Raw genomic sequence first — 22,215 nt, forward strand, 5'->3', positions numbered from 1 at the left:
GAGATCACGCCTTACCCTGAACAAACGAGTGGCTTACGCCTTCAACGCGGAGGTGAGGCCTTAACCGAACACGGATGGTTTATATACCATACCGCAGCCAGACCGCCCAACGCACCAACGCGCTGCGGGCCGAGCGGTCGGCGCTTCGCTCCCGGCGGCGGTGGTGTGCAGAACACAGGAAAATGAAGGAACAACTCAAACAGTTCGTTGCGGACAAACGGGGCGTCAGTCCCGTGATTGGCGTCGTGTTGATGGTCGCAGTCGTCGTGATTCTCGCCGCCGTCATCGGCGCATTCGTGCTAGGACTCGGTGGCAACCAACAGACGACACCACAGGCGAGTTTCAGTTACGATGCAGATTCTGGGACTCTGACAATGGAGGCCGGTGATGCCATCAACACGAGTCAAGTGACCGTGTACGCGGATGGTTCGGAGGTGACACCCAGTGGTGGCACTTGGTCCGATCCACTCACTGCTGGCAGCTCAGGTACGATAACGCCGGGAGCCAGTTCGGTCCGTGTGACTTGGACCCCTGCGGGTGGTGGCAGTTCATCAACGCTCTGGGAGACCTCAAACTAATCCGGCGACCCGCCCACCCTTTGAGTGAACTGAGCGGTTCGGTGCGATTCCCATTTTTCGACGACCCGACGACGACGAGAGTCGGCGGCACGACGGTCGCGTGGCGGTGCGGCGGGCGGTCCTGGCGGATGAAGGGCGAGGCGAGTGAGTGAACGGAGTGAACGAACGAGCCGAGGGCTTCGGCGGTGCTGTGCGGAGTGCAGTTGCGGGAGCGATAGTGATTGTACCGCGAGCGAACGAAGCGAGTGAGCGGGAGTTTTTGGTGCAGATTTTTGCGAGGGGTTGAGCGCGAGCGAAGCGAGCGCGACGCCCCGAAGTAAAAAGGTGCGAGCGAGGCTTTTGATCCACATTTTGCCAGCGAGCGAGTGAGCGTAGCGAACAAGCGAGCGCAGCAAAAGGTGGGTCTTAGACCCACTCGCCGGGGACGTATTCCTCGATGTGCCGGTGGTCGTCGTAGGCGTCGGCTATCACCCGAACCGCGTTGACGACGGCTCCGGGCGACGGGTTTCGCCGTTCGACGTACAGCAGCAGTCCCCGGTTGTGGTCGAAGTCGAAGAAATCGTTGTCTGCCGTGAAAACCACCCATCCATTTCGGGCGGCGTATTCGCTGATGGACTCATCGACGGTACTCGGTGAGAGAAGGTCCCTGATGCGAGCGACCGTGGCCCAGTCGGCACGGTCGAACGCGGTGACGTATTTTTCATCGACGTGTTGGTCACAGAGGATTTTCACGACCGGTGCTTCGCGTCGTCCGACGCGCCGGGGGCACGGCTCTGACTCAGCACCCGCTGTCGGGTCGCCTCTTTCTGTTGACGAAGGATATCCATCGCCTCGGGATGGTCGTCGTAGTAGGCAAGCGCCGCCTCGACCTGCTCGCGGGTGAGGTCCGGGTACGCGGTGAGCATATCCTCGACGGACCGCCCGGCAGCGCGAACGCTCTCACCTATCGTGAACACGCCGATACGTGTCCCCTCGATTCGGGGCTTGCCGTGGAGCACGTCGGGCGTTTTGACGATTTCGACGGTGGTGCTCATGTGTGTTCGTAGCTAGTCGGGCTACTTGAACCTGCGCGTCACGCGACAGCAACACTCCACTCCTCTCGGAGTGAACTGAACGGTTCGGTGCGATTCAGTATTTTTCGACGGCGCGACGACGGGAGCCGGTGGTTCGGAAGCGAAGTGAAAATTATTGCTCCGCGTCGTTGCTCTCGATGATCTCGATTCGACGGTCTCGTTCGGCTCCAAGTTGTCGATGAGCGGCCTACTCGTCGGCCAGTCTATCCAGAATCGGGCGTTCCCGTTCGATGATTCGGTCCACCCGCTCTCGAAATCCTTTGTCTTCGTCCTGCTCGTGTCCCGATTCGGCCATAGTGTGACTGTCGTTCCGTTTCATGATTAGTGTTCCGGCAGTTTCGATTCGTCGATAGCGCCCGTTTCGAGCCACGCGGCGAGTTCGGTCACGTCGAACAGGCCGGCGCGGCGAACGATTCGCTCGATTGTGTCGTTGTCTTGCTGAAAGTCCGGCCTGCTTCCCGTTCGCTCCAGATATTCCATCGTGACGGTCCACGCCGTCCGCTTGTTCGCGTCTTCAAATACGTGGGCGCTTTGAATCCCGAACAGCAATGTCGCCGCTCGATGGTATGGGTCATCGTATTCGGCCGCCGGTTTGATGACCTCCCGTCTGAGTTTGCTCCTCGGCGCTGCGGTACGGATGCCCGTATATTTCAGGTCGTATTTTTGGTCGATTCGGTCGTGTATCGTGATGATTTCGCCCGGTGTGGGTAGGTCGTCAGTCATTCTCGTCCACCATAGCCTGCGCTGCATCCCTTTGCGAGCCTGTGACGTTTCAGGATATCGTCCCTGCCCCGCCAAATGCTCGGGAATCACCCACCAGTTCATCCACTCAGTGGCACACGGACCTCGGCGGCGGTAACTGCTCGGCGAAAACACCGTTTTCGCTACTCGCCGTTGCTCTCGATGATTTCGATTTCGACGGCCTCGTTCGGTTCCAAGTCGTTGATGAGCAGCGAGACCTCGCCCTCCATGTTCGTCATGCTCGCGCTCGGTTCGGCCTCGCCGTTTCGGTGACAGACGATTTCGAGTTGGCCGTTCTCGCCGGGAACGGCGGTCGTGCTGGCCATATGTGGGATTGGGAGTGCGTACGGATGAGGGCATGCCCGGCACACGCATGGCCGCCCGGCGACCGTCAGGTTTTACCCCCGACTGGCTGTACCCGCAGCATGAATCAGCTGGAGGCGTCGCTGCTCGATGCGCCCGTCATCGAAAAGGAGGGCTATCACTACTTCGTCCACCCCATCAGCGACGGCGTGCCGATGCTCGAACCCGAACTCCTGCGCGAGATCGTCATCAAGATCATCCGCAAGGCCGACCTCGACGTCGACAAGATCGTCACGCCCGCGGCGATGGGCATCCACATCTCCACGGCGGTCTCGCTGATGACCGACATCCCCCTCGTGGTGGTTCGCAAGCGCCAGTACGGGCTGGAGGGCGAGGTCGCGCTCTCGCAGGTCACCGGCTACTCCGAAAACGAGATGTACATCAACGACGTCGATGCCGGCGACCGCGTGCTCCTGCTCGACGACGTGCTCTCGACGGGCGGAACGCTCCGCGGTATCACCGGCGCGCTCGAAGAGATCGGCGCGGAGGTCGCCGACGTGGTCGCAGTCATCAAAAAAGTCGGCGGCGGCAACGAACTCGACGACTCGAACTACGACGTGAAGACGCTCATCAACGTCGATGTCGTGGACCGCGAGGTCGTCATCGTGGACTCCGAGGGCGACGGCTGAGGTCACGGGGCTTTTGGGTGCGGCGCTGCTATCCCATCCGATGCCAAGCGCACTGTTCGTCGTCAGCGAGGAGGGGTACTGGGGCGAGGAATGTACGACGCCGCTCACGATGCTTTCGGATGCGGGCGTCGATATCACCGTGGCGACGCCGAGCGGCGCACCACCGAAAATCGACGAGCGCTCGGTCGACCCCGACGAGGTGGGCGAGGAAACTGCCGAGGAGGTTCGAGAGATTCACGACTCCGACGAGCGCCTGAACGACCCGATTCCGATTGCGACCGCCGATGCCAGCGAGTACGACCTCGTGGCCTTCCCCGGCGGCCACGGGACCGAGTGGGACATCAATCAGGACCGCCACGCCCGCGCGCTGCTCGCCGATGCGGTCGCCGGCGACGAGGGGAAAGGCTACGTCGTCTGCCACGCAGTGGGTATCTTCGCCTTTGCCCGCGAGGATGACGGCTCCCTGCTCGTCGAGGGCCGCGATATAACTGGGTTCCCGAACGAGTGGGAGGAAGGCATCGTCGACGAACACGACCGGATGCCCGACGGCCGGAAACTCCCCTATTGGGTCGAAGAGGAGGTGAAAGCTGCCGGCGGCAACTGGGACGCCGAACTCGATGCCGACGAGAGCGTGACCGTCGATGGCGACCTCGTCACCGCCCGCGGTCCCGGCTCGTCGGCCGCCGGCGGCGAGGTACTGCTCGACGAATTGGGTGTCGAACGGTCGGCCTGACTCACAGATACGGCAGCGGACTCACCGGACAGCACATCGGCGTTTCGTCAAGCAGATGGCGCAGCACCCTGATGTGCCCGGTGCCGACGACCAGTAGCATGCGTTCATCGCCATGCTCCATCGTTCGCCAGAGATGGTGGGCCATCCGAATGTTGCGGTCGTACCAGTATGCGAGAAACGTGGGAGTGCCGAGCGTTTCCTTCGTCGCTCGTATTCCACGGTCGAACATCAAATCGTGGTTGTATCGAAGCTGTGATTCCTGATTTTTCCATGCGAGGTATTCGGGGATGGGTGTCGATACGAGACGGCGGCTGATTTCGCGCTGTCGTTCCTCGGGGTCGGGTAGTGCAACCGAGGTCTTCCGTGTCGAATCGATTTCGCGGTCGGCGAACGGGTCGTCGTCCGGCTCATCCGGGTGCTCGTCAATCGGCACGACGTGGCTGTGATTCAGCCTGTCGGCCAGCCGGAAACCGATTTGCACGACCTCGCTTCGACATTCGCTCTCGTCGTCGTCTCGCATCGGGTGCGGGGCGGGAAACGTCTCCTCGCGGTCGTAGGCATATTCGCCCGTTCGATAGCGCTCGTAGAGTGAGTTCACGGCCGCCACGTTGTCATAGGGCCGTTCGACGGCGATTCGGTCGGGCTTCCAGTCCGCGAGGCGCTCGGTGAGGTCTTCGAGTTGCGCTTGGCGCTCGTCGGTGAGTACGTCGTCGGCATCGACGTTCACCTCATCCAATCCCGGATTATCCATGTGATACGTCCCCAACAGCATCACCTGCACCTGCTCGGGTTCGCAACGCGGCCACCCCTCCGGCGGAATTTCGGATTTTTCGGCGTCTGCCATCGATGAGTACGACCTGAACCGGCGTGTTCCTAAGTCTTGGTGCAGCGCGGTGGCGACGCGGTAGCGGTGCTGTGCGGTTGCGGAGATAGGTTGCTCTGCCGCGAGCGAACGCAGTGAGCGAGCGGGCCGACGACTGACCAAGGGGAAGGAGGAGGCTTTTGGTCCAGATTTTGCCAACGAAGGAGCGACCGCAGGGAGCGACTGAGTGCAGCAAAAGGTGGTGGAGTAGCGGGAGGTAGATTTGAACTACCGGTCTGCGGGTTATGAGCCCGCCGGAATCTCCTGGCTATCCCATCCCGCTACCCAATCGTACCGCGGTTTGCTGGTTAAGGGTTGTGATTCACTCGCCGTCGGTTCCCGTGTGAACGCGCCACGTGAAGAGGCTCTCGGCGACGTAGTTGACGACCAATCCGACCGCGATACCGATGGCGTTCGCGGCGAGCAGCCAGAACTCGATGCCCGCGAACGACAGCGAGACGTTCACCCATCGAATCAGCGCCGAGAACACGGCCGTGCCGACGAGCACGCCGCCCGCCCGGACGAGGTTCGAGGTGAGAAATCGACGGACGAGCCAGCGGAGTCCAGCCCGCCCCTCGTCGACGAACGTCCAGCGCTCGTTGGCGGCGAACATCACGACAATCGACGTTTCCGCCCCGACGAGTTTGGCGATTTCGGGCGTGATAGCGAGCGTCTCGACCAGCCCCAGCAGGACGGCGTTCTCACAGACCGCGCCGAGCACGCCGATGGAGACGAACTGTCCGAAGCGCACCGCGGACGTTATCGCCGCGAAGCGAGCGTAGAGACCGGCAAGGAGCGTCCGCGTACTCATCGTTCATTGCCGTCGATGAGCGGATATTCCTCGCGCTGGGAAGCAATCACACCGTGCAGCCGGTTCTCGTGGATGAGCGCCGCACGGTGGCGGGCGGCGAGCAATCCACGCGCGAGCGCGACCGAGGTTCCAAGCGGCGACACGGTCGAGTCGGGCTGGTCGTGCCACTCGATGGGGATTTCCGCGATGCGCTGGCCGAGTGCACCCGCGATGGCGACGAGTTCGATGTCCCACGCGAATCCCGACTCGTAGAGGTGTTCGCGCACGCCCTCCCACGCCGCGCGGGAGATGGCCTTCGCACCACACTGATAGTCGAACAGTTGGGGGTCGAGCAGCCGGCGGGCGAGCCACGCGAACGTGTCGCCGAGCCGGCGGCGTGCGAACGTCCGGTGGCGCGCGATGTGTGCCTCGGGATGGCGGCGCGAGCCGACCGCGAGGTCCGCGTCGTCCTCCTCGACGGGCCGGACGACGGATACGAGCGAATCGACGGGCGTGCTGCCGTCGGCGTCGGCGAACATCATAACGTCGGTATCGAGCGCCTCGAACCCCATCGTGATTGCTCGCCCTTTCCCGCGGCGATAGGGGGCCGTGGCGACGGTCGCCGGGAGCGGGGCGAGCGCTTCGACCACACCCGGCTGGGGAACGTCGAGTTCGACGCGGATGGCCGTCGGATCGAGTCGCTCGGCGATGGCGGTGACGTACTCGGCGAGTCGCTCGACGTCGGGCCGGTAGGCCGGCACGACGACCCCGACGGAGCGCTGCATGGCCGAAGTCACCGACGGAGCGGATAAAAGCGGTTCGGAACCGCCGGCTGCCGCCATCCCGCAAGACCGATATGCGCCGCTTCCCCGCCTCCGATATGGAGTTCGGTCTCGTTGCCCTCTGGCTCGCGGCCTTTCTTGCGCTCGGACTTCTGGGAGCGCCGCTCGCCGCCCGGTTCTTTCGGGGCTTTCCCGACCGCGGGGTGGCGCTGGCGCTGCCGCTGTCGCTCGCGGTCGTCGGCATCGTCGCCTACTGGGTGGGCCATCTCTCGCTCACCGCCGGTCTCGTCATCGGGCTGGTCGCACTCGTCGCCCTTTCGGTGCTCTCCGTTCGCAACCTCGATAGGAATCGATTCGATTTCCGGGCGATGGCCGGACCGGCCGTCGTCTTCGCGCTTGCATTTCTGTTCATGACCGCGGTGCGTGCGCTCGACCCGGCCGTCCATCCCGGCGGCGGCGAGAAGTTCCTCGATTTCGGCCTGCTCAAGTCGCTGCTTCGCACCACCCGTCTCCCGCCGGAGGATTTCTGGTTCGCCGGCAAGCCGGTCAAATACTACTACGGCGGGCATCTCCTCACGGCGCTGCTGGCAAAGCTCACGTTCACCGAGGCGCGCTATGCCTACAACCTCGCGCTCGCGGGCTTTTTCGGCATGCTCGCCACGGCAGTCTACGGTCTCGCCGGCGCGATTGCGGCAGCACGCGGGCGTTCGGCGCGGACGGCCGGCGTCGTCGGAGTCTTCTTCGTCGGCTTCGCCAGCAACCTCGAAACGCCGGGAAGAGCCGTTCTGTGGACACTTCCAGACGGACTCACGCAGACGGTTGCCGGCGCGCTCGGCGTGGCTATCGAGGGGCTTGTGGCCTCGCCAGCGGCCTTCAGCTACTGGGATGCGAGCCGCGTGATTCCCGGCACCGTCAACGAGTTCCCGCTGTTCGCGTGGCTCAACGGCGACCTCCACGCCCACATGATGAGCACGCCGTTCCTCCTGCTCGCGGCGGGGGTGTGGTTCGCCTATTACCGTACCTCGGCCGACGCACTCGGGCGTCGCCGATTGCTTGTTTTCGGCGCACTGCCACCGCTTGCCGGGCTGCTCGCGGTCATCAACACGTGGAGTTTCCCGACCGCCGTGGGGGTGGGATGGCTCGCGCTCACCTTCGACGACGGCACTCCCACGGCGCTCGTTCCACGACTCGACTCGCGGTGGCCCTCGGGCGAGTCGTGGCTCGCCCGAGAACTATCGCGGACGACGGGCGCGCTGGCGGTCGCGGCGGGCGTTCTCGTCATGGGACTGCTCTGGTCGCTGCCGTTCTGGCTCGGGGCAGCGAGCGGTCGCGCCATCGCATTCCTGCCCGACCGGAGCGCGCTGGGGCCGCTCGTGCTCGTCCACGGCGCGTTCGTCGCCGTGTTCGTCCCGTATCTCCTCGCTCGCTCGCGTGCCCTCGCAAAACGCACGCGGCAGGCTGCGCTCATGGCGACGGTTGGACTGTTCACCCTCGCGTGGCTCGTCGATGCCGCCGCGCTCGCGCTGTTCGGTCCGCTCCTGCTCGTCGGCTGGTTGGTGCTCGCGGTGCGACGAAACGGCGAGCACCTCGCTCAGACGAAATCAGGTCTCACCCAACGGGCGCGACCCGCCGAATCGGATGGCGGCGTCGAAGGCCGACCGTCACTACCCGACGTAGGTTTCGAGACCGTCCTGCTCGTCGCCGGCGTCGGTCTCGTGCTCATCGTGGAGTTCGTGTATATCCAAGAGAACGCCGGGCCGGGCCGGTTCAACACCGTCTTCAAGACCTACGCGCAGGTGTGGGTGCTGTTCGGGACGGCGGCGGGTGCGATGGCCGCGTGGCTCGCTGGCGCTCCTGAATCGAGCGCCGCCACGCTATCGGGCGGTGCTCGCACGGCTGGTCGCGTGTTACTCGTCGTTCTCGTGCTTTCGACGTCGATATACGGTGCGCTCGCACTCACCGACCAACTGACGAGCGAGGCGAGCGTGGCGACCGTCGAGAACCCGACCCTCGACGCGCTGGAGTTCGTCTCGACCACCCATCCCGAGGAGGCCGCAGCCATCGCGTGGCTCGACGCGCGCGAAGGCCAGCCACACATCGTCTCGACGCCGGGCTGTTACTGCAACGAGGACGATGACCTGACCAGCTACAACTGGGTCAACGCCCCGTCGAGCCTCACGGGACTCCCGACTGTCGTCGGCTGGGACCACGAGATCGGCTATCGCGGCGAGAACCCGTATCTGGAGCGCGTCGCTGACGTCGAAACCATCTATCAGGGAACGCCCGACGAGCGCGCCCGACTCCTCGACGAATACGATGTCCGGTACATCTACGTCGGCCCGAACGAGCGGGCGGCCTATGGACCGACGGACTTCGACGACCTGCGTGGCGTGAGCGTCGCCAAACGGTGGGATGCGGTGACGATTTATCGGGTGAACCAGGGGCGATTGGCTGCCTGATTGAACGGTCGAGCGACGGTGGGGCGATCAACCGCGCTCTTCGAGCGGGCCGTAGCGCTCCTCGACCAGTTTTTCGTACTGTGCGAGAAACGCCTTCTGCGAGCAACTGCCGATCTCGGCATGGATTTCGACCAGCAGCGCTTCGAGTTCGTCGCGGGGTTGATGGCAGAGGTCACGGTGACACGCCTTACAGAGGTGTTCGAACGCCTTGTTCCGTCGCTCCCACCGGTCGCCGTGTTTGTCGTATTCGCGCGCTGCCGAGCGCCGCACGTCCTCGCCGCAGGCGATGCAGGTGACGCGTTTCGCCCCCCGGTTTCGCCGGGACCCCCACATGGACATAGCTTACACGGCGGGGCACTTACCTCTTCGCGTCGTCCAGCGCACGATTTATCCCCAACCGTCGAGAGGATAGCCCATGCAGGTCAAATCCCGTCATCACCTCCGCAGTGACGCGGTGGCCGACATCGAGGAGAGCCTCTCCGGAGCGCTCGGCATCGATCTCGACGGCGACAGCTATGAACGAGTGGAGTTCGCCGACGCCGAGCGCGACCTGGTGCTGGTCGACGGCGACCCCACGATATGCTATTTCGACGGCGAGCCGTTTCTCACCGTGCGCGGCGCGAACGACTTCCCGCCCGAGAGCCACGTCGTCACGGTGGATGCGGGCGCGATATCGTTCGTCTCCGATGGGGCGGACGTGATGCGACCGGGCATCACCGAGGCCGACCCCGACATCGAATCCGGCGACCTCGTCGCCATCGCCGAGGAAACTCATGGCAAGGTGCTCGCCGTCGGGCGCGCGATGGCCGACGGAAGCGAGATGGCCGGCGATTCCGGGAAGGTCATCGAATCGCTCCATCACGTCGGCGACGACCTCTACGAGTTCTCGATCTGATTTTCGTGTCCGGCATCGACCCCGCCGCCGGTGCGAGGCGTCGAACGTGACCCGGGAGCGCGCCATCCGCGAGTACGTCCTCGACACTCACGAGGAACTCCTCGAAAGGACACTCGCGTGTGCCGATTGTGTCGCCGAATCGTGGGACGGCGACGCAACGACCGACCGTCAGCACGTGGTCGAACCGTTCGAACGCACACTCCAGAGGGGAGATGTCATCGACCGGCTTCCCACGGTGCTCGTCGATGCTGTCGCTGCGCTCGGTGAGGGCCTTCCGGCGGAGCCGGTCGCCGCACCACCGTACCTCGTCGTCACGAGCGTCGGTCCGGTGCTGCGTGCGACGCTATCGGGCGCGCGACTCGTCGTCACGATTCAGGTCTTCGCCATCGAGCACGACCCGGTGCGGTACGTCCGCGGTCCCGCCACTCCCGCCGATGCACTCAGCGTCGCGCTCAAAAACTGCTGAACTTGTCCCGGCGGTAGAGGTCGAGTTCGCTCACCGTCGAGTTCTCCTGACTGGCGGCGAAAACCACGGCGTCGGCGATTTCGTCCGGTTCGGTGACCTCGCCCTCATCGAAGCGCTCGTTGAAACTCCCACCGTCGCCGAACTCGGTCCGCACCTCCGAGGGGTTGATGACGGTGACGGCGACGCCGTCCTCCCCAGCCGCGGCCGCCACGCTGTGGGCGAACCCGCGCACCCACCACTTCGTCGCGGCGTAGACGGGGTTGAACGGGCGCGGGTACTGGCCCGCGAAACTTCCGATGTAGATGAGGTTGCCCGCCGAGTCTTCGAGGTGCGGGAGGGCCGCCCGCGTGGCGAAGAAGCTCCCGTCGACGTTGACGTCCATCATCGTCCGATACTCCTCGGTCGAGAGGTCGTCAACGGCCGACCCACGGGCGAGACCCGCGTTGTTGACGAGCACATCGAGACCCCCGAATTCCTCGACCGTCCGCTCGACGAGGTCCTCGACCGCCGTCTCGTCGGTCACGTCGGTCGGTACGACGAGCGCCTCGACATCGTGGTCGCTCTCGACCTCCTCGGCGATGTCGTTCAATCGACCCTCGCGTCGCGCGGCGAGTGCGACGTTCGCCCCCTCGCGTGCGAGCGCGTGAACCGTCTCGCTGCCGATACCCGAACTCGCGCCGGTGACGATTGCGCTCTTGCCCGCAAGGGAGGATGCCATGACAGGGAGATGGGAGGGTGAGGTGTTCGGTCTTTCGGCTGTCGTCCGGCCGGACTCGACGACTACGCGGGTCGACTCTGTCTAGCTTCGTCGACGGCGGGCTACTCGGCTCAATAGTCATCGACCGGCGGCCGCGAACTCCTCGCCGAAGACGAGGAAATACCCCGTGCCGAGAAGACCGACGGCCGTCGCCACGCCGAAAGCCAGCGGCGGGCTCCCGACGGTGCCGATGCCCGGAAGCGCCACGCCGCCGTAGAGCGCGCCACCGAGTGCCGCACTCGGGATGACGACGACGTTGCGGACGAGGTAGTACGACCCAGTGACGCGCCCGCCCGCGCCGCGCTCGGCGGGACCGACGATGAGTGCCTTGTGCGCAGGCAGACCAGCGAAACGCAGCCCGGAGAAGGCGAACAGGGCCGCGAGAACTCCGGCATCGGCGGGTGCGGTGATGAGCAGAGCGGGAAAGACTGCATAGACGGCGAAGCCGAGCGTAACGACGGGCTTGAGTCCCACGCGCTCGGCGAGTTTCGCCACAGGGACCATCGTCAGGAGTGCGACGGCCATCTCGATGCCCAACAGTACCCCGAAGTACGCCTGTGGCGAGAGGTCGATGTCGCCGACGACCGGCAGACTCAGTGACAGCCCGACGCCGAGAAAGCGCGTGACGACGATGACGAAGAAGACGTAGACCATCCCGTTGGCGAACCGAACCAAGGTGTCGCCGACCAGCAGCGGCCGCAGCTCGGTTGGCAAGTTCCGGAGGTCAGCAACGACCTGTGAGATGCCGGAGAACCCCTCGCCGAAGTCGTCGCCTGCCGCATCGTAGAGGACGTGCTGGGCAAGCGTGCCGCCGAGGGCAAAGACGACCGCGATAGCGAGAATGACTCCGAACGCGGTGACGATGCGGGAGTTCGCCATCGAGCCGGCGTCGGCCATCCCGAAAAGGGCGAACACGCCGGCCGCGAGCAGCGGTCCCACCAGAAATGCGCTCCGGCGCACAGTTTCAGTGCTGGCGAACCCTTCGGCGAGCCGCGCGGGCGCGACGCTCTGTTTGACGATGGCGAAGGTCGCACCCAGCCCGAAGGACTTCCACGCCTGTGCGAACACCACGCCGACGAAAAGCAAGGGAACCGCGAGCGCGCCCGCGGCGGGTGCGACGAGCCAGATGCCGAAGCCAACCGCCGAGAGGAATCCAAAGAGCGTGAGCGCGTAGCGCGAGCCGACCCAATCCGAGATGACGCCGCCGGGGTAGGGATAGACCGCGCTGATGACGTTCGAGACGGTCCCGTAGAGACCGACGACGAACACGCTCGCACCCAGCGCGACCATGTACTCCGAGAGGTAGCGACTCGTCATCTGGAAGCCGAGGCTGAATGCGAACATCGCAACCGAGAGCACGAGCACGTCGCGTTCGAGCGCGAAGAACTGCCGGACCTGCGCGCGAACGCTCGTCGGTTCGCCGGCCATGTCGGCAGATCGGCGAGCGATGGGATAAATCGTTGCCACATAGCGGTTTCCGTGGCTATATAGCACAGGGAATTCATCGCTCTCCCTCCGCTGTTCGGTTCCAGTATGTCGTGTAATCTACATTGTCTGTTGGGAGTTCAGCCACCATTTGGGACGGTTGGCGCGGGAGCGCCGCAGGGCGCGACTCGCGCGTGATCTGCGCCAGCGTCAGCGAGTGCAGGCTCGTCAGAGCCACGCTCTGACGGTGGATGACTGAGCGGCGTCGTTCGAGAGGCACGAAGCGCCTCTCGTGATGTCCAAAAGAACCTTCGGCTCTTTTGGACATCGCGGGACCTTCGGCCCCGCTCAGTGACGAGACGCCGAAGGCGTCTCGAACCACGAACGAAGTGAGCGAGCGAAGGAATCGGCTGGGGAGGGTGTGGCTTGTGGTTCTCGCTTGAGTCAGAGTTCCGTCCGGATGCATCGGCAGTTCTCACCGGACGCTACGACAACACCGTACGAATACCATTCATCGACAAAGTCGCTCTACCGAGTTCACAGCCAGCGGCGGGCGGCCCACTGCGCAATCGTCCATGGAACGAACACGGCGAGCAACACCGACATTGCGGTTCCCGGTGTCGGCGGCCCGGCTGTGAGACCAGCATAGAACGCCACCGCACCGGTTGCGAGCACGCCGACGACCGCGCCCACGTACTGCGGGTCGCGCCACGAACGCGGGAACTCATCGACCATACCGCAACTGCTCGTGCCCAGAAAATAACGATTGCGGGCGCGCACGGTCCCATCTCAGGGGTGGCCGCTGCCCCCGTCCATCGCCGCCATGCAGTCGTCCACCTCCGCCGGAGCTATCACGGGCATTGCGCCACGGACGGTGCGCGCGAGCGCTCCACAGGCGACCCCGGCCACAAGCGCCTCGTCCACATCCTCGCCGTCGAGTCGGCGGGCGAGAAACGCTCCACAGAGCGCGTCGAACGCGCCACGCTCGTCAATCGTGTCGGTCTCTGGAGAGTGCTGCTCGTGGACAGTCCGCTCGTACCAGACGAGCGCGCCGCCGTCCTCGCGGACGACCACCACGACGTCGAGGCCGTGGGTGGCGGCGAGCGCGTGGGCGGTCTCCGGTGGCGTCCCGTGTTCGTCGAGAACCGCCGCCCCTGCCTCGGTCGTAAACAGGACATCCGTCGTCGACAGCAGCGACCCGATGCGCTCGCGTGCCGCGGACGATTCGACCGCCCGCGAGCGCTCGAACGCGAGCGCCCTCGGCCCGTCGAACGCCGCGAACAACTCAGCAGTCGTCTCGGCGAGCGTCTCCGAAAGCGCGAGCGTCGCGCCGCTCGTGTACAGGAGTTCGGCCCCACGAACGTCTTCCGTGGGCAATTCGTCCGGCGTCAGCGACGCGGCCGCCGCCCCCGCTCGGTCGTCGATACGGGTACTCTCCCGCGGGGCCGCCGCTCGTTCGGCGAACGTCAGTCCCACCCCCTCCCCGCCCCAGCACACCGCCGGTTCGACGCAGTGGCGTCGGAGTGCACCGGTCACGCGCCGCCCGAGCGCACTGTCGGGCAGTTTCGAGAGCCACGTGGTATCGATACCGAGACGACTCGCCGCGACCACGGCGTTCGATTCCGGTCCCGTGACCGCAACATCCAGCCGAGTGGCCGTTTCGAGGCGCTCGTCACCCTCGGGTGCGAGTTCCAGACCGGCCGCGCCGACCGCGAGAAACTTCGTCATGATTTCACCATTCAGCCGAGGTATATTACCCGTGCGGTCGGCGACCTATGGGTCGTGGTTCGCCCGCCGGCCGGCGTGGCCGGGATAGTCGCGTTCGAAGCGCTCGTCCAGTGCGCTCTCGCTCAGTTCGATGACGACCGGCCGGCCGTGCGGGCAGGCATAGGGGTTCTCGCAGGCGTCGAGCGCACGCAGGAGGTCCGTCACTGTCCCCGCCGACAGCGACGTGTTCGCCGTAATCGAGGGATAGCACGCGAGGTCCGCGAGCAGCGCATCACCGACCTTCTCCACCGTGTCGCCGGGGTCGCGTTCGCCGACGAACGCCGACAGCACGTCCCGCAGGAGTTCGGGGTCGGCCGCGCCCGAGAGCACCGCCGGCACCGCCACAACCTCGATTCGCCCCTGTCCGCTCCGACTGGCCCGAAAGCCGAGCTCCGAGAGCGCCTCGGTGAACCCATCGAACAGCGCGCTTTCGGCCGCCGTCAGTTCGATGTCGACCGGTGCGGCGAGTTCCTGTACTCCCATGTCTCCGGCGAAACGCTCGCGCAGACGTTCGTAGTTGACCCGCTCGTGGGCGGCATGCTGGTCGACGAGCACGAGACCGTCGGGCGATTCACAGACGAGATACGTGTCGTGAAGCTGGCCGAGCACGCGCAGGCGCGGCAGGCGCTCGAAGGCCGGTTCGTCGATGGTCGTCTCGCCGTCGAGGGTCGACTGTGCGGGCGTCTCGGTGAACTTCCGCCCGTGTTCGACCGTCTCCCTCTCCGCACCGCCCGTCGATGGCTCCGGCGGTTCCAACGGTTCGGACCGCCGTTCGTCGCTCGTTTCGTCGTCCCTCGGCGTTGCGCTCGCACCCGGAGGTCCCTCGGCAGGTTCAGTTTCTGGGTCTGGGCTGGTCGTCTGCATCGTCTCGTCGGTTTGGGTATCGCTCGTTGCCCCATCGGTCGTCGCTGCCGACCGGCCGACGGTATCGCTCCCGTCGCCCGATTCGGTGGGTTCCGGCTCGATGACCGTCTGTTCGGGGGCCGACTGGCCGCGCGGCGCGCCAGAGCGCACGAGACCGGCGTCCAAGAGCGCGCTCTCGACGGTCGTCTCGACCTGTTCGCGTATTGTTTCTTCCTCGGCGAAGCGCACCTCCTGTTTCCGGGGGTGGACGTTCACGTCGACCGTCTCCGGCGGCAACGAGAGGAAGACGACCGCGAACGGGTAGCGGTCGGGCGCGAGCTGGCCGCCATACGCATCGACGATGGCATCCCGAACGCTGCCCGCGTGGACGTACCGGCCGTTGACGAACACCGAGCAATGCTCCGGACTCGCCCGCGTCGTTTCGGGATGGCTGACGACGCCGTCGACCGATGCGAGCGGTCCCTCGGCGCTCTCGCCGTCGAGGGAAATCATCGCCTCGGCGACCTCGCGGCCATAGACTGCCAATACTGTGCTTTCGAGGCTTCCCTGCCCAGTCGTCGAGAACACCTCGCGGTCGTTGTGCGAGAGCGCGAGCGAGCAGTCGGGGTTCGAGAGCGCATAGCCCGTCGCCACCCGACTGACGTGGGAAAACTCCGTCCCGTCCTGTTTCAGGTACTTCCGCCGCGCGGGGACATTATAAAAGAGGTCCGTCACCTCGACGGTCGTGCCCTCGGGACAGCCGGCGGGTGCGACGCTCTCGGCCTCGCCACCGACCATCGTCAGTTCGGTTCCGCGACTCGCACCGCGTGCCTTGGTTCGAATCGTGAGCCGCGAGACCGCGCCGACGGCCGCGAGTGCCTCGCCCCGAAACCCCAAACTATCCACACCGGCTTCGAGGTCCGCGATGTCGCCGATCTTGCTCGTCGTGTGTTTCTCGACGGCCGTCTCGACTGCGGATTCGCTCATCCCGACCCCGTCATCAGTCACGCGGATTCCGTCCTTGCCGCCGCGCTCGACGGCGATACGCACCCGCGAGGCGTCCGCATCGAGGCTGTTCTCGACGAGTTCTTTGACGACGGAGGCGGGCCGCTCGACCACCTCGCCGGCGGCGATGCGCTCGATGGTGGACTGGTCGAGCCGCCGAATCTCGTCCGGAGCACCGCCGTCTTCGCTACCGCTCATCGTCGAGTTCCTCCTGCCACCGTTCGACTTTGCCCATCAGTTCGACCGGCGATGTCTCCGCCACGTCGGTCGTCCGCAGCGCCTCGACGACCGATTCGACCGCCGGGACGGTCCCGTCGGTCTCGGCGTTTCCGTCGGCCGCCTGCCCTCCATCGGCGCTGGCCGACCCGCGGAACGACGCACTGTCGAGGTCGAACACCGTCTGGACTGTCTCCCCGGACGAGCCACGGGCCTCGATGGCCTTCTCGGCGCGGAGCTTTGCGAGCACGTCCTGCGAGCGCTCGACCACCGGTCCCGGAACGCCCGCGAGGTCCGCGACGTGGACCCCATACGAGCGGTCGGCCGGTCCCTCCTCGACCGTGCGGAGGAAGGTCACCTCGCCGTTTCGCTCGTCCGCCGCAATATGGACGTTCGCCACTCGGTCTAAGTGTTCGGTCAGCCCCGTGAGTTCGTGGTAGTGGGTCGCAAAGAGCGTCTTCGCGCGCACCTCGTTGTGGAGGTACTCGGTCGCGGCCCACGCGATTGAAATACCGTCGTACGTCGCCGTGCCTCGCCCCACCTCGTCGAGAATCACCAGCGAATCCTCGGTGGCCGAATGCAGGATGTTCGCCAACTCGCTCATCTCGACCATGAACGTCGAGCGTCCCTGTGCGAGTTCGTCGAGCGCGCCCACACGAGTGTAAATGCCGTCAACGGGCGCGATGCGTGCGCTCCGAGCGGGGACGAAACTCCCGATTTGAGCCAAGAGGGCAATCAGGGCGTTCTGGCGCATGTAGGTGGACTTCCCGCTCATGTTTGGACCGGTCACGAGGAGAAACTCGCGCTCGGCGGCGAGGGTGAGGTCGTTCGGGACGAACTCGACTTCCTGCTCGACCACTGGGTGGCGGCCCGCCTCGATGTCGATGCCCGAGACGACCAGTTCGGGCCGGGTCCAGCCGTTCTCGACGGCATGCACTGCGAGGCTCGATAGGGTGTCGCATTCGGCGAGCGCACGACCGACGTCCTGAAGCAACTCGGCGTGTTCGGCAACGCGTTCTCTGAGGCCGGTGAACAGTTCGTGTTCGAGGTCGCCACGGCGTTCCTCGAAGCGAAATATCTCGCGTTCGCGCTCGGCCAGTTCTTCAGTGGTGTAGCGCTTTGCGTTCTTCAGCGATTTTATCTCGTCGTAGTCGTCGGGAACCTCGTCGGTCTCGGAGTTTCCCACCTGAATGTAGTATCCATCCGTCTTGTTCCGGCCCGTACTCAGATGGGTGATGCCCAGCCGAGACTGCTCGCGCTCGGCAAGCCCGTCCATCCAGTCGAGCGCCGCCTCGTGGCCCTCGATGAGGTCGTCCAGTTCGTCGTGATAGCCCTGCCGGATGAGACCGCCCTCGCGGACGCCCGCGGGCGGGTCTGCGGCGAGCGCGTCGGCGAGTTCCGTGGCCAACGTTTCGGCTTCCGCTCTGTCCGGCCGCTCGACGACGCCGGCGAGCGGCGAGTCGCCGAGTTCCGGGGATTCGACGACTTCGGCAACGTCGTCGAGCACGACGAGCGTATCGTGCACCCGGAGCAGGTCGCGCGCGTCGGCGCTGCCCGAGACCGCCTTGCTCGCCAGCCGCGCGATGTCGTAACCCTCGCCGAGCGTCTCGCGGAGCCGTTCGCGCGCGAGCGCCGCGCCTGCGAGCGCTTCCACGCAGTCGGCCCGCCGCGCGAGTTCGCCCTCGTCCTGAATCGGCCGGCAGAGTCGCTCGCGGAGGGTTCGTCCGCCAGCACTGGTCACGGTGTGGTCGAGAACGTCGAACAGCGAGTGCCCTCCCTCGCCCATCGTTGCGGTGAGTTCGAGGTTGCGCTGGGTGGTCACATCGAGCGCGACGCTGTCGCCCGTGTCGTAGGGTTGCAGCCGCGTCATCGACGCCAGCACGCCCACCCCCGTGTCGTCGACGTACGACAGCACCGCACCCGCCGCCCGAATCGCTGCGGTGGCATCGTCGAGACCCACGCTCGAAACCGCCGCCGCACCGAACTGCCCCTCGACCGCCTGCCGTGCCTGCCCGGGGGCGAACGCCTCGGTCGCATGCAGCGAGAGGGTCGCGTCGGTCGCACGCAGTTGCTCTACCAGTCCGTCGTCCGCCCGGAGGTCGGGACCGGGCAGGATTTCGGCGGGACCGAACCGGTAGCATTCGGTGAGTAGTTCGTCACCATCGAGTTCGGTGGCGTGAAACCGGCCAGTGGTGACGTCCGCGACGGCGAAGCCGTAGCCGCCACCCGCTTCGACGACTGCCGCGAGATAGCGCGCCTCGGTCTCGGTGGTTTCGAGGAGCGTACCCGGCGTGACGACGCGCTCGATGGCCCGCTCGTGACCACCATCGACCTCGTACTGGTCGGCGACGGCGACGCGATAACCGCGCTCGACGAGCACCTTCAGATAGGCCGTGAGTTCGCTGAGGGGCACGCCGGCCATCGGGTAGGACGACCCGTGTGAGGACTTCTGGGAGACCTTGAGGTCGAGTTCCTCGCCGACGAGTTCGGCGTCCTCGGCGAAGAACTCGTAAAAATCGCCACACTGCATCGCCAGCAAGTCGGCATCGGTCTCGTCTTTGAGTGTGAGGAACTCCCCGACAATTCCCTCCTCGGTCATGGTTCCGCTCGGAGCACATCGCGCTAAAGCCTGTGGGTTCCGAAAGGCAACGCCGAAGTCCCCACGGCGGAACGGTTCGAACGATGCTCGCCGGTATCGAGGGGACGGCGACGGCGCTGCTCGCCCAATATGGATTTTTCGCGTTGCTCGTGTTCGCCTTCCTCGAAACCTCGCTGCTCTTCCCGTTCGTCCCGAGCGAACTCGTCGTGCCCGTCGCGGCCGCCCTGCTGGTCACCGGCCCGGCGAGCTTTCTCGCGTTCGTGCTCGCCGTGATGGTCGGGGCCACGGTCGGAAGTCTGTTCGTCTATTTCGTCTTCGATGCGGCCCACCAGCCCGTCATCGACCGGTATGGGACGTACGTCAGCGTCTCGACGGATGACATCGAGCGCGCGAGCGGCTGGTTTCGCCGCTGGGGCGAGTCGTCGGTGTTCTGGGGACGGCTGTTGCCCGTGCTGCGCTCGATTATCTCGATTCCCGCCGGCATCGCGGGGATGGGTGTGGGGCGGTTCACCGTCTACTCCGCCGGCGGCAGCGGGCTGTTCGCCGCTGGCGTCGCGGCGCTCGTTCTCACCGGCCGCGAGCTGGTGCCCTCGCAGCTACTGTTCGGCTGGCTCGGTGGACAGTTCGACCGCGGCGTGACCGTGGCGCTTGCAAACCCCGTTCTCGCGGTCGCCGGATTTGGACTGGGGCTGTTTTTCGTGTTGTTCGCACGGAATTCCTGGGGCGAGCGGCTCCGGTAGTGTCTCCGTCGCTCTCTCCGTCGGATTCGCAGAAACCGGCTCAGTCGGGCCGCCGCTCGGATGCCTGATTATCCCTCGACGAGCCGTTCGAGCTGTTCCGGTGGGACGGCCCCGCGGGCGGCGTAGCCCTCGTAGGCGAACGTCGGCACGCCCGTGACACCCGCCCCCTTTGCCTCGGCGAAGCGCTCTTCGAGAGCCGACTCGCGCTCGTCGTCGTCGATAGCTGCCCGGAGGTCCGCGGCGTCGATTCCCAATCCCATGGCAATATCGGCCAGCACATCCGGGTCGCCGATGTCGCGTTCGTCCTGCCAGAGCGCGTCGAACACCCGTTCGTGAAAGTCCTCGAATTTCTCGGGGTATGCCTCGCGGACGTAAACGGCGGCCTGCTGGGCGTTCTTCGAGTCCACCTCGCGCGCTATCGACAGCGACATCTCGACGTCGTACTCCTCTTGGAGTCGCTCGACGTTTTCTCTCGCCTGTGCGTAATAGTCCTCGTCCTTGCCGTTCTCGATGGTGGTGTCGATTTCCCCGTTTGGACCGCGCTGGCCGCCACGGAGGTCGAACGGATGCCACTCGACGTCGAGTGGTTGCTCGCGGCGCTCCCGATACTGTTCGAGGGATGCTTCGCCGAGATAGCAGAAGGGACAGACGTAATCGGCGTACATCGTTATCGTTTCCTCGCCCGCCGTCGCACCCGAAGCGGTGTCGTGGCTCATCGGAGGAAGTAGGCACTCGCGACAAAAGAAGGGTCGGCTTACTTCCCGCGACCCTGGTCGCCGTGGACGCTCGGACGGGTGTGTTCGGCACCCTTGCCCTTCGTATCGAGTCCGCGCCCGCTCGTGCCGGCGCTCGTGAGGCCGCGGAACGCCCGGCCGCGGTGGGAGTCGTCACAGATCCAGTTCAGGTCGTCGTCGTTCTCGATGGCCGGGTGCTCGGGGTCGATGAGGATGGTCTCGAACCACTGCTGAGAGCCGTCTTCGCCGACGGGATAGGAGTTGAGCACGCGGAGGTTTGTGAACTTCCGGCTGGAGCGCTCCTCGGCGATGCGCTGGTTGGATTTCGTTCGGGTGACGCGGTTGACACCCTGTCGCTTCGTCCGTCGACCGGCCGTGTGGCGCTCCTTGCGGGCGGTGCCCTTCCGAACCGCGATGCGGGCGAGGACGACGCCCTGTTTGGCCTTGTAGCCGAGCGAACGCGCCCGGTCCAAGCGGGTGGGGCGGTCGATGCGCTCGATGGCTCCCTGTTCGCGCCACTCCTGGAGCCGTCGCCACTGGAGTTCGGCGTGTTTGTCGTTGTCCGCGTCGTGCCACGCGTCGCCGACGTGTGCGTAGAAGCTTCGTGCCATGGTTGGTCTGCGGGCGTTGATGGTTCAGCCCTCCGGCGGCTTCGCCGCCTCGTCGTGGCCCAACGGGCCACGGTGGCCACATACCGGCCTGCTGTGCGGATTCACACGAGCAGGTGCCCGCCGGTGCCCGGTTCCCAGCGAGTTACCACTCCTTCCGGGCAATCGCTGTTAAGGGCTTCGAAACCCGTCGCCCGGCGGCAAGCGCCGTGGCCGGTCCGGCTGGTTGCTTTTAACTACCCGTCGAGTGCAAGCTATATCGTGAGGTTCGGGTCGGATGAGTCTGTACGTGATGTTCGAATCATCCTCCAATCGTCATCACCCACGACCGGCCACAGCCGTTCGGGAGCGTCGCCGATGAACCCCCTCGCCCTCACCGGGACGGCGCTGCAGTTCTCGGGCGACTTCCTCTATCTCGCGGTCGTCTTCATCGTCCTCGCCATCGTCGCCTATCTCGCCGGCGCACGGGGCATCGCGGGTCTCTCCGCTGGAATCGCCCGCATCCTCATCATCGTGTTCGTCGTCCTCGCCATCGTCTCGCTCGTTCTCTGAACACCGAATTTTTAGTCGTCAGCACCGACGTTTTGCGTGCTTTCGAGACATGGCGGGTCGGGTTCGATGGTCGCGTACTCGACCGCCCGTCGACCGAGCGTCGCCACGCGCTCGACGGAACTTTCGTCCACGAGTTCGCCGTTCTCGAACTTGTCGCTGACCCGTGGAACGGCGGCCTGATGCGGGATGACCCACGCGTTGAGCGCCCGCGCCACGGACCGAAGGTGGTCGAGCGGCGTGATGGGGAACTTCCCGCCGGAGACGCTCAGCAGTCCGACAGTAGTGTGCTCGAACTCGTCGAACCCGCAGTAATCGAGCGCAGTCTTCAGCACCGAGGAGTACGACCCGTGATAGGAGGGCGTGCCGAGGAGGACGCTATCGGCCGCCCGAACCCGCTCTTTGAGCGCGAGCGCGTCGCCGGCGTCGCGCGCATCGGCATCGAACACCGAGAGGTCGAGGTCGCGGAGGTCGACGAGGTCGGTGCTCGCACCCATCTCCTCGGCCTCGGCGAGCGCGACATCGAGCGCGAGGCGGGTGTAGCTGGCGTCTCGGAGGCTGCCGGAAAGCGCGACGACGTGTGGGCGGTCTGGCATGGCTG

Annotated in this window: 25 protein-coding genes and 1 tRNA gene; 8 read left to right on the forward strand and 18 right to left on the reverse strand. The window is 65.4% G+C overall.

Annotated features, from left to right (window positions below; genetic code table 11):
- The first annotated feature begins 182 nt into the window (after positions 1-182).
- Positions 183-578, forward strand: a complete 396-nt coding sequence (locus ACQUQO_RS02955; protein ID WP_435076697.1) for a type IV pilin — start codon at positions 183-185, stop codon at positions 576-578.
- Between the two features lie 405 nt (positions 579-983).
- Here ACQUQO_RS02955 and ACQUQO_RS02960 read toward each other — a convergent pair whose 3' ends face one another.
- The 4 genes from ACQUQO_RS02960 to ACQUQO_RS02975 all read right to left on the reverse strand — a co-directional run bounded on the left by ACQUQO_RS02960 (position 984) and on the right by ACQUQO_RS02975 (position 2,718).
- On the reverse strand, positions 984-1,310 hold the full coding sequence (locus ACQUQO_RS02960; RefSeq protein WP_435076454.1) for a DUF5615 family PIN-like protein: 327 nt from the start codon (positions 1,308-1,310) through the stop codon (positions 984-986).
- Entirely contained in the window at positions 1,307-1,612 is a 306-nt protein-coding gene (locus ACQUQO_RS02965; protein WP_435076455.1) for a DUF433 domain-containing protein, read from the reverse strand. The genes ACQUQO_RS02960 and ACQUQO_RS02965 overlap by 4 nt, the downstream gene beginning before the upstream one ends.
- A 360-nt stretch (positions 1,613-1,972) precedes the next feature.
- Positions 1,973-2,374 (reverse strand): Fic family protein, encoded by a 402-nt coding sequence (locus ACQUQO_RS02970; protein WP_435076456.1) that lies wholly within the window; start codon positions 2,372-2,374, stop codon positions 1,973-1,975.
- A gap of 161 nt (positions 2,375-2,535) precedes the next feature.
- Positions 2,536-2,718: a hypothetical protein gene (locus ACQUQO_RS02975; RefSeq protein WP_435076457.1), complete on the reverse strand. Its 183-nt coding sequence runs from the start codon at positions 2,716-2,718 to the stop codon at positions 2,536-2,538.
- A 99-nt stretch (positions 2,719-2,817) separates the two neighbouring features.
- Between ACQUQO_RS02975 and hpt the strand changes: the two genes are divergently transcribed.
- Positions 2,818-3,384 carry a hypoxanthine/guanine phosphoribosyltransferase gene (hpt, locus tag ACQUQO_RS02980; protein WP_435076458.1) on the forward strand — a complete coding sequence of 189 codons (567 nt, stop codon included), beginning with the start codon at positions 2,818-2,820 and terminating at the stop codon, positions 3,382-3,384.
- A 40-nt stretch (positions 3,385-3,424) separates the two neighbouring features.
- Entirely contained in the window at positions 3,425-4,117 is a 693-nt protein-coding gene (locus tag ACQUQO_RS02985) for a type 1 glutamine amidotransferase domain-containing protein (RefSeq protein ID WP_435076459.1), read from the forward strand.
- Position 4,118: 1 nt separating this feature from the next.
- Here the strand turns inward: ACQUQO_RS02985 and ACQUQO_RS02990 are convergent, their stop codons facing one another.
- The 4 genes from ACQUQO_RS02990 to ACQUQO_RS03005 all read right to left on the reverse strand — a co-directional run bounded on the left by ACQUQO_RS02990 (position 4,119) and on the right by ACQUQO_RS03005 (position 6,554).
- Positions 4,119-4,961, reverse strand: a complete 843-nt coding sequence (locus tag ACQUQO_RS02990; RefSeq protein ID WP_435076460.1) for a DUF5694 domain-containing protein — start codon at positions 4,959-4,961, stop codon at positions 4,119-4,121.
- Positions 4,962-5,187: 226 nt separating this feature from the next.
- A tRNA-Met gene (locus ACQUQO_RS02995) sits at positions 5,188-5,262 on the reverse strand.
- A 39-nt stretch (positions 5,263-5,301) separates the two neighbouring features.
- Positions 5,302-5,790, reverse strand: coding sequence for a GtrA family protein (locus ACQUQO_RS03000; RefSeq protein ID WP_435076461.1), 489 nt, complete (start codon positions 5,788-5,790; stop codon positions 5,302-5,304).
- A complete protein-coding gene (locus ACQUQO_RS03005) occupies positions 5,787-6,554 on the reverse strand; it encodes a glycosyltransferase (RefSeq protein WP_435076462.1) in 768 nt (255 codons plus the stop codon). The genes ACQUQO_RS03000 and ACQUQO_RS03005 overlap by 4 nt, the downstream gene beginning before the upstream one ends.
- A gap of 95 nt (positions 6,555-6,649) precedes the next feature.
- On the opposite strand from ACQUQO_RS03005, the gene ACQUQO_RS03010 reads away from it, so the two are divergent.
- Positions 6,650-9,010, forward strand: a complete 2,361-nt coding sequence (locus ACQUQO_RS03010) for a DUF2298 domain-containing protein (protein WP_435076463.1) — start codon at positions 6,650-6,652, stop codon at positions 9,008-9,010.
- A 27-nt stretch (positions 9,011-9,037) separates the two neighbouring features.
- Here ACQUQO_RS03010 and ACQUQO_RS03015 read toward each other — a convergent pair whose 3' ends face one another.
- Positions 9,038-9,343: a DUF7562 family protein gene (locus tag ACQUQO_RS03015; protein ID WP_435076464.1), complete on the reverse strand. Its 306-nt coding sequence runs from the start codon at positions 9,341-9,343 to the stop codon at positions 9,038-9,040.
- A gap of 82 nt (positions 9,344-9,425) precedes the next feature.
- On the opposite strand from ACQUQO_RS03015, the gene ACQUQO_RS03020 reads away from it, so the two are divergent.
- Positions 9,426-9,905: an RNA-binding protein gene (locus tag ACQUQO_RS03020; RefSeq protein ID WP_435076465.1), complete on the forward strand. Its 480-nt coding sequence runs from the start codon at positions 9,426-9,428 to the stop codon at positions 9,903-9,905.
- 46 nt (positions 9,906-9,951) lie between these two features.
- Positions 9,952-10,371, forward strand: coding sequence for a hypothetical protein (locus ACQUQO_RS03025; RefSeq protein ID WP_435076466.1), 420 nt, complete (start codon positions 9,952-9,954; stop codon positions 10,369-10,371).
- Here ACQUQO_RS03025 and ACQUQO_RS03030 read toward each other — a convergent pair.
- The 6 genes from ACQUQO_RS03030 to mutS all read right to left on the reverse strand — a co-directional run bounded on the left by ACQUQO_RS03030 (position 10,358) and on the right by mutS (position 18,983).
- Positions 10,358-11,089, reverse strand: a complete 732-nt coding sequence (locus ACQUQO_RS03030; protein WP_435076467.1) for an SDR family oxidoreductase — start codon at positions 11,087-11,089, stop codon at positions 10,358-10,360. The genes ACQUQO_RS03025 and ACQUQO_RS03030 overlap by 14 nt on opposite strands.
- 117 nt (positions 11,090-11,206) lie before the next feature.
- Entirely contained in the window at positions 11,207-12,556 is a 1,350-nt protein-coding gene (locus tag ACQUQO_RS03035; protein ID WP_435076468.1) for an MFS transporter, read from the reverse strand.
- Positions 12,557-13,090: 534 nt separating this feature from the next.
- The gene (locus tag ACQUQO_RS03040; protein ID WP_435076469.1) at positions 13,091-13,288 is read right to left on the reverse strand and encodes a hypothetical protein; all 198 of its coding nucleotides are present in this window, start codon (positions 13,286-13,288) and stop codon (positions 13,091-13,093) included.
- A 54-nt stretch (positions 13,289-13,342) separates the two neighbouring features.
- Positions 13,343-14,281, reverse strand: a complete 939-nt coding sequence (locus tag ACQUQO_RS03045) for a PfkB family carbohydrate kinase (protein WP_435076470.1) — start codon at positions 14,279-14,281, stop codon at positions 13,343-13,345.
- 45 nt (positions 14,282-14,326) lie between these two features.
- Entirely contained in the window at positions 14,327-16,366 is a 2,040-nt protein-coding gene (gene mutL / locus ACQUQO_RS03050) for a DNA mismatch repair endonuclease MutL (protein WP_435076471.1), read from the reverse strand.
- Positions 16,356-18,983, reverse strand: a complete 2,628-nt coding sequence (gene mutS, locus ACQUQO_RS03055; RefSeq protein ID WP_435076472.1) for a DNA mismatch repair protein MutS — start codon at positions 18,981-18,983, stop codon at positions 16,356-16,358. The genes mutL and mutS overlap by 11 nt, the downstream gene beginning before the upstream one ends.
- 83 nt (positions 18,984-19,066) lie before the next feature.
- Here mutS and ACQUQO_RS03060 point away from each other — a divergent pair, with 83 nt between their 5' ends.
- The gene (locus tag ACQUQO_RS03060; RefSeq protein WP_435076473.1) at positions 19,067-19,723 is read left to right on the forward strand and encodes a DedA family protein; all 657 of its coding nucleotides are present in this window, start codon (positions 19,067-19,069) and stop codon (positions 19,721-19,723) included.
- A gap of 68 nt (positions 19,724-19,791) precedes the next feature.
- Here the strand turns inward: ACQUQO_RS03060 and ACQUQO_RS03065 are convergent, their stop codons facing one another.
- Both ACQUQO_RS03065 and ACQUQO_RS03070 read right to left on the reverse strand, forming a co-directional pair.
- Positions 19,792-20,439, reverse strand: coding sequence for a DsbA family oxidoreductase (locus ACQUQO_RS03065; RefSeq protein WP_435076474.1), 648 nt, complete (start codon positions 20,437-20,439; stop codon positions 19,792-19,794).
- Between the two features lie 38 nt (positions 20,440-20,477).
- A complete protein-coding gene (locus ACQUQO_RS03070) occupies positions 20,478-21,068 on the reverse strand; it encodes a 50S ribosomal protein L15e (protein ID WP_435076475.1) in 591 nt (196 codons plus the stop codon).
- Positions 21,069-21,422: 354 nt separating this feature from the next.
- On the opposite strand from ACQUQO_RS03070, the gene ACQUQO_RS03075 reads away from it, so the two are divergent.
- The gene (locus ACQUQO_RS03075) at positions 21,423-21,617 is read left to right on the forward strand and encodes a DUF1328 domain-containing protein (RefSeq protein ID WP_435076476.1); all 195 of its coding nucleotides are present in this window, start codon (positions 21,423-21,425) and stop codon (positions 21,615-21,617) included.
- Positions 21,618-21,628: 11 nt separating this feature from the next.
- Here ACQUQO_RS03075 and ACQUQO_RS03080 read toward each other — a convergent pair whose 3' ends face one another.
- A complete protein-coding gene (locus ACQUQO_RS03080; RefSeq protein WP_435076477.1) occupies positions 21,629-22,210 on the reverse strand; it encodes an NADPH-dependent FMN reductase in 582 nt (193 codons plus the stop codon).
- Positions 22,211-22,215: the final 5 nt, after the last annotated feature.

It is taken from the genome of Halococcus sp. AFM35 (assembly GCF_051195015.1).
GTDB lineage: Archaea > Halobacteriota > Halobacteria > Halobacteriales > Halococcaceae > Halococcus.

Excerpts from the sequence above, each read along its gene's own strand:
- ACQUQO_RS02955 (WP_435076697.1), top strand. The coding sequence starts at position 183 with ATGAAGGAACAACTCAAACAGTTCGTTGCGGACAAACGGGGCGTCAGT.
- ACQUQO_RS02965 (WP_435076455.1), bottom strand. The coding sequence starts at position 1,612 with ATGAGCACCACCGTCGAAATCGTCAAAACGCCCGACGTGCTCCACGGC.
- ACQUQO_RS02970 (WP_435076456.1), bottom strand. The coding sequence starts at position 2,374 with ATGACTGACGACCTACCCACACCGGGCGAAATCATCACGATACACGAC.
- ACQUQO_RS02975 (WP_435076457.1), bottom strand. The coding sequence starts at position 2,718 with ATGGCCAGCACGACCGCCGTTCCCGGCGAGAACGGCCAACTCGAAATC.
- hpt (WP_435076458.1), top strand. The coding sequence starts at position 2,818 with ATGAATCAGCTGGAGGCGTCGCTGCTCGATGCGCCCGTCATCGAAAAG.
- ACQUQO_RS02985 (WP_435076459.1), top strand. The coding sequence starts at position 3,425 with ATGCCAAGCGCACTGTTCGTCGTCAGCGAGGAGGGGTACTGGGGCGAG.
- ACQUQO_RS02990 (WP_435076460.1), bottom strand. The coding sequence starts at position 4,961 with ATGGCAGACGCCGAAAAATCCGAAATTCCGCCGGAGGGGTGGCCGCGT.
- ACQUQO_RS03000 (WP_435076461.1), bottom strand. The coding sequence starts at position 5,790 with ATGAGTACGCGGACGCTCCTTGCCGGTCTCTACGCTCGCTTCGCGGCG.
- ACQUQO_RS03005 (WP_435076462.1), bottom strand. The coding sequence starts at position 6,554 with ATGCAGCGCTCCGTCGGGGTCGTCGTGCCGGCCTACCGGCCCGACGTC.
- ACQUQO_RS03010 (WP_435076463.1), top strand. The coding sequence starts at position 6,650 with ATGGAGTTCGGTCTCGTTGCCCTCTGGCTCGCGGCCTTTCTTGCGCTC.
- ACQUQO_RS03015 (WP_435076464.1), bottom strand. The coding sequence starts at position 9,343 with ATGTGGGGGTCCCGGCGAAACCGGGGGGCGAAACGCGTCACCTGCATC.
- ACQUQO_RS03020 (WP_435076465.1), top strand. The coding sequence starts at position 9,426 with ATGCAGGTCAAATCCCGTCATCACCTCCGCAGTGACGCGGTGGCCGAC.
- ACQUQO_RS03030 (WP_435076467.1), bottom strand. The coding sequence starts at position 11,089 with ATGGCATCCTCCCTTGCGGGCAAGAGCGCAATCGTCACCGGCGCGAGT.
- ACQUQO_RS03035 (WP_435076468.1), bottom strand. The coding sequence starts at position 12,556 with ATGGCCGGCGAACCGACGAGCGTTCGCGCGCAGGTCCGGCAGTTCTTC.
- ACQUQO_RS03040 (WP_435076469.1), bottom strand. The coding sequence starts at position 13,288 with ATGGTCGATGAGTTCCCGCGTTCGTGGCGCGACCCGCAGTACGTGGGC.
- ACQUQO_RS03045 (WP_435076470.1), bottom strand. The coding sequence starts at position 14,281 with ATGACGAAGTTTCTCGCGGTCGGCGCGGCCGGTCTGGAACTCGCACCC.
- mutL (WP_435076471.1), bottom strand. The coding sequence starts at position 16,366 with ATGAGCGGTAGCGAAGACGGCGGTGCTCCGGACGAGATTCGGCGGCTC.
- mutS (WP_435076472.1), bottom strand. The coding sequence starts at position 18,983 with ATGACCGAGGAGGGAATTGTCGGGGAGTTCCTCACACTCAAAGACGAG.
- ACQUQO_RS03060 (WP_435076473.1), top strand. The coding sequence starts at position 19,067 with ATGCTCGCCGGTATCGAGGGGACGGCGACGGCGCTGCTCGCCCAATAT.
- ACQUQO_RS03065 (WP_435076474.1), bottom strand. The coding sequence starts at position 20,439 with ATGAGCCACGACACCGCTTCGGGTGCGACGGCGGGCGAGGAAACGATA.
- ACQUQO_RS03070 (WP_435076475.1), bottom strand. The coding sequence starts at position 21,068 with ATGGCACGAAGCTTCTACGCACACGTCGGCGACGCGTGGCACGACGCG.
- ACQUQO_RS03075 (WP_435076476.1), top strand. The coding sequence starts at position 21,423 with ATGAACCCCCTCGCCCTCACCGGGACGGCGCTGCAGTTCTCGGGCGAC.
- ACQUQO_RS03080 (WP_435076477.1), bottom strand. The coding sequence starts at position 22,210 with ATGCCAGACCGCCCACACGTCGTCGCGCTTTCCGGCAGCCTCCGAGAC.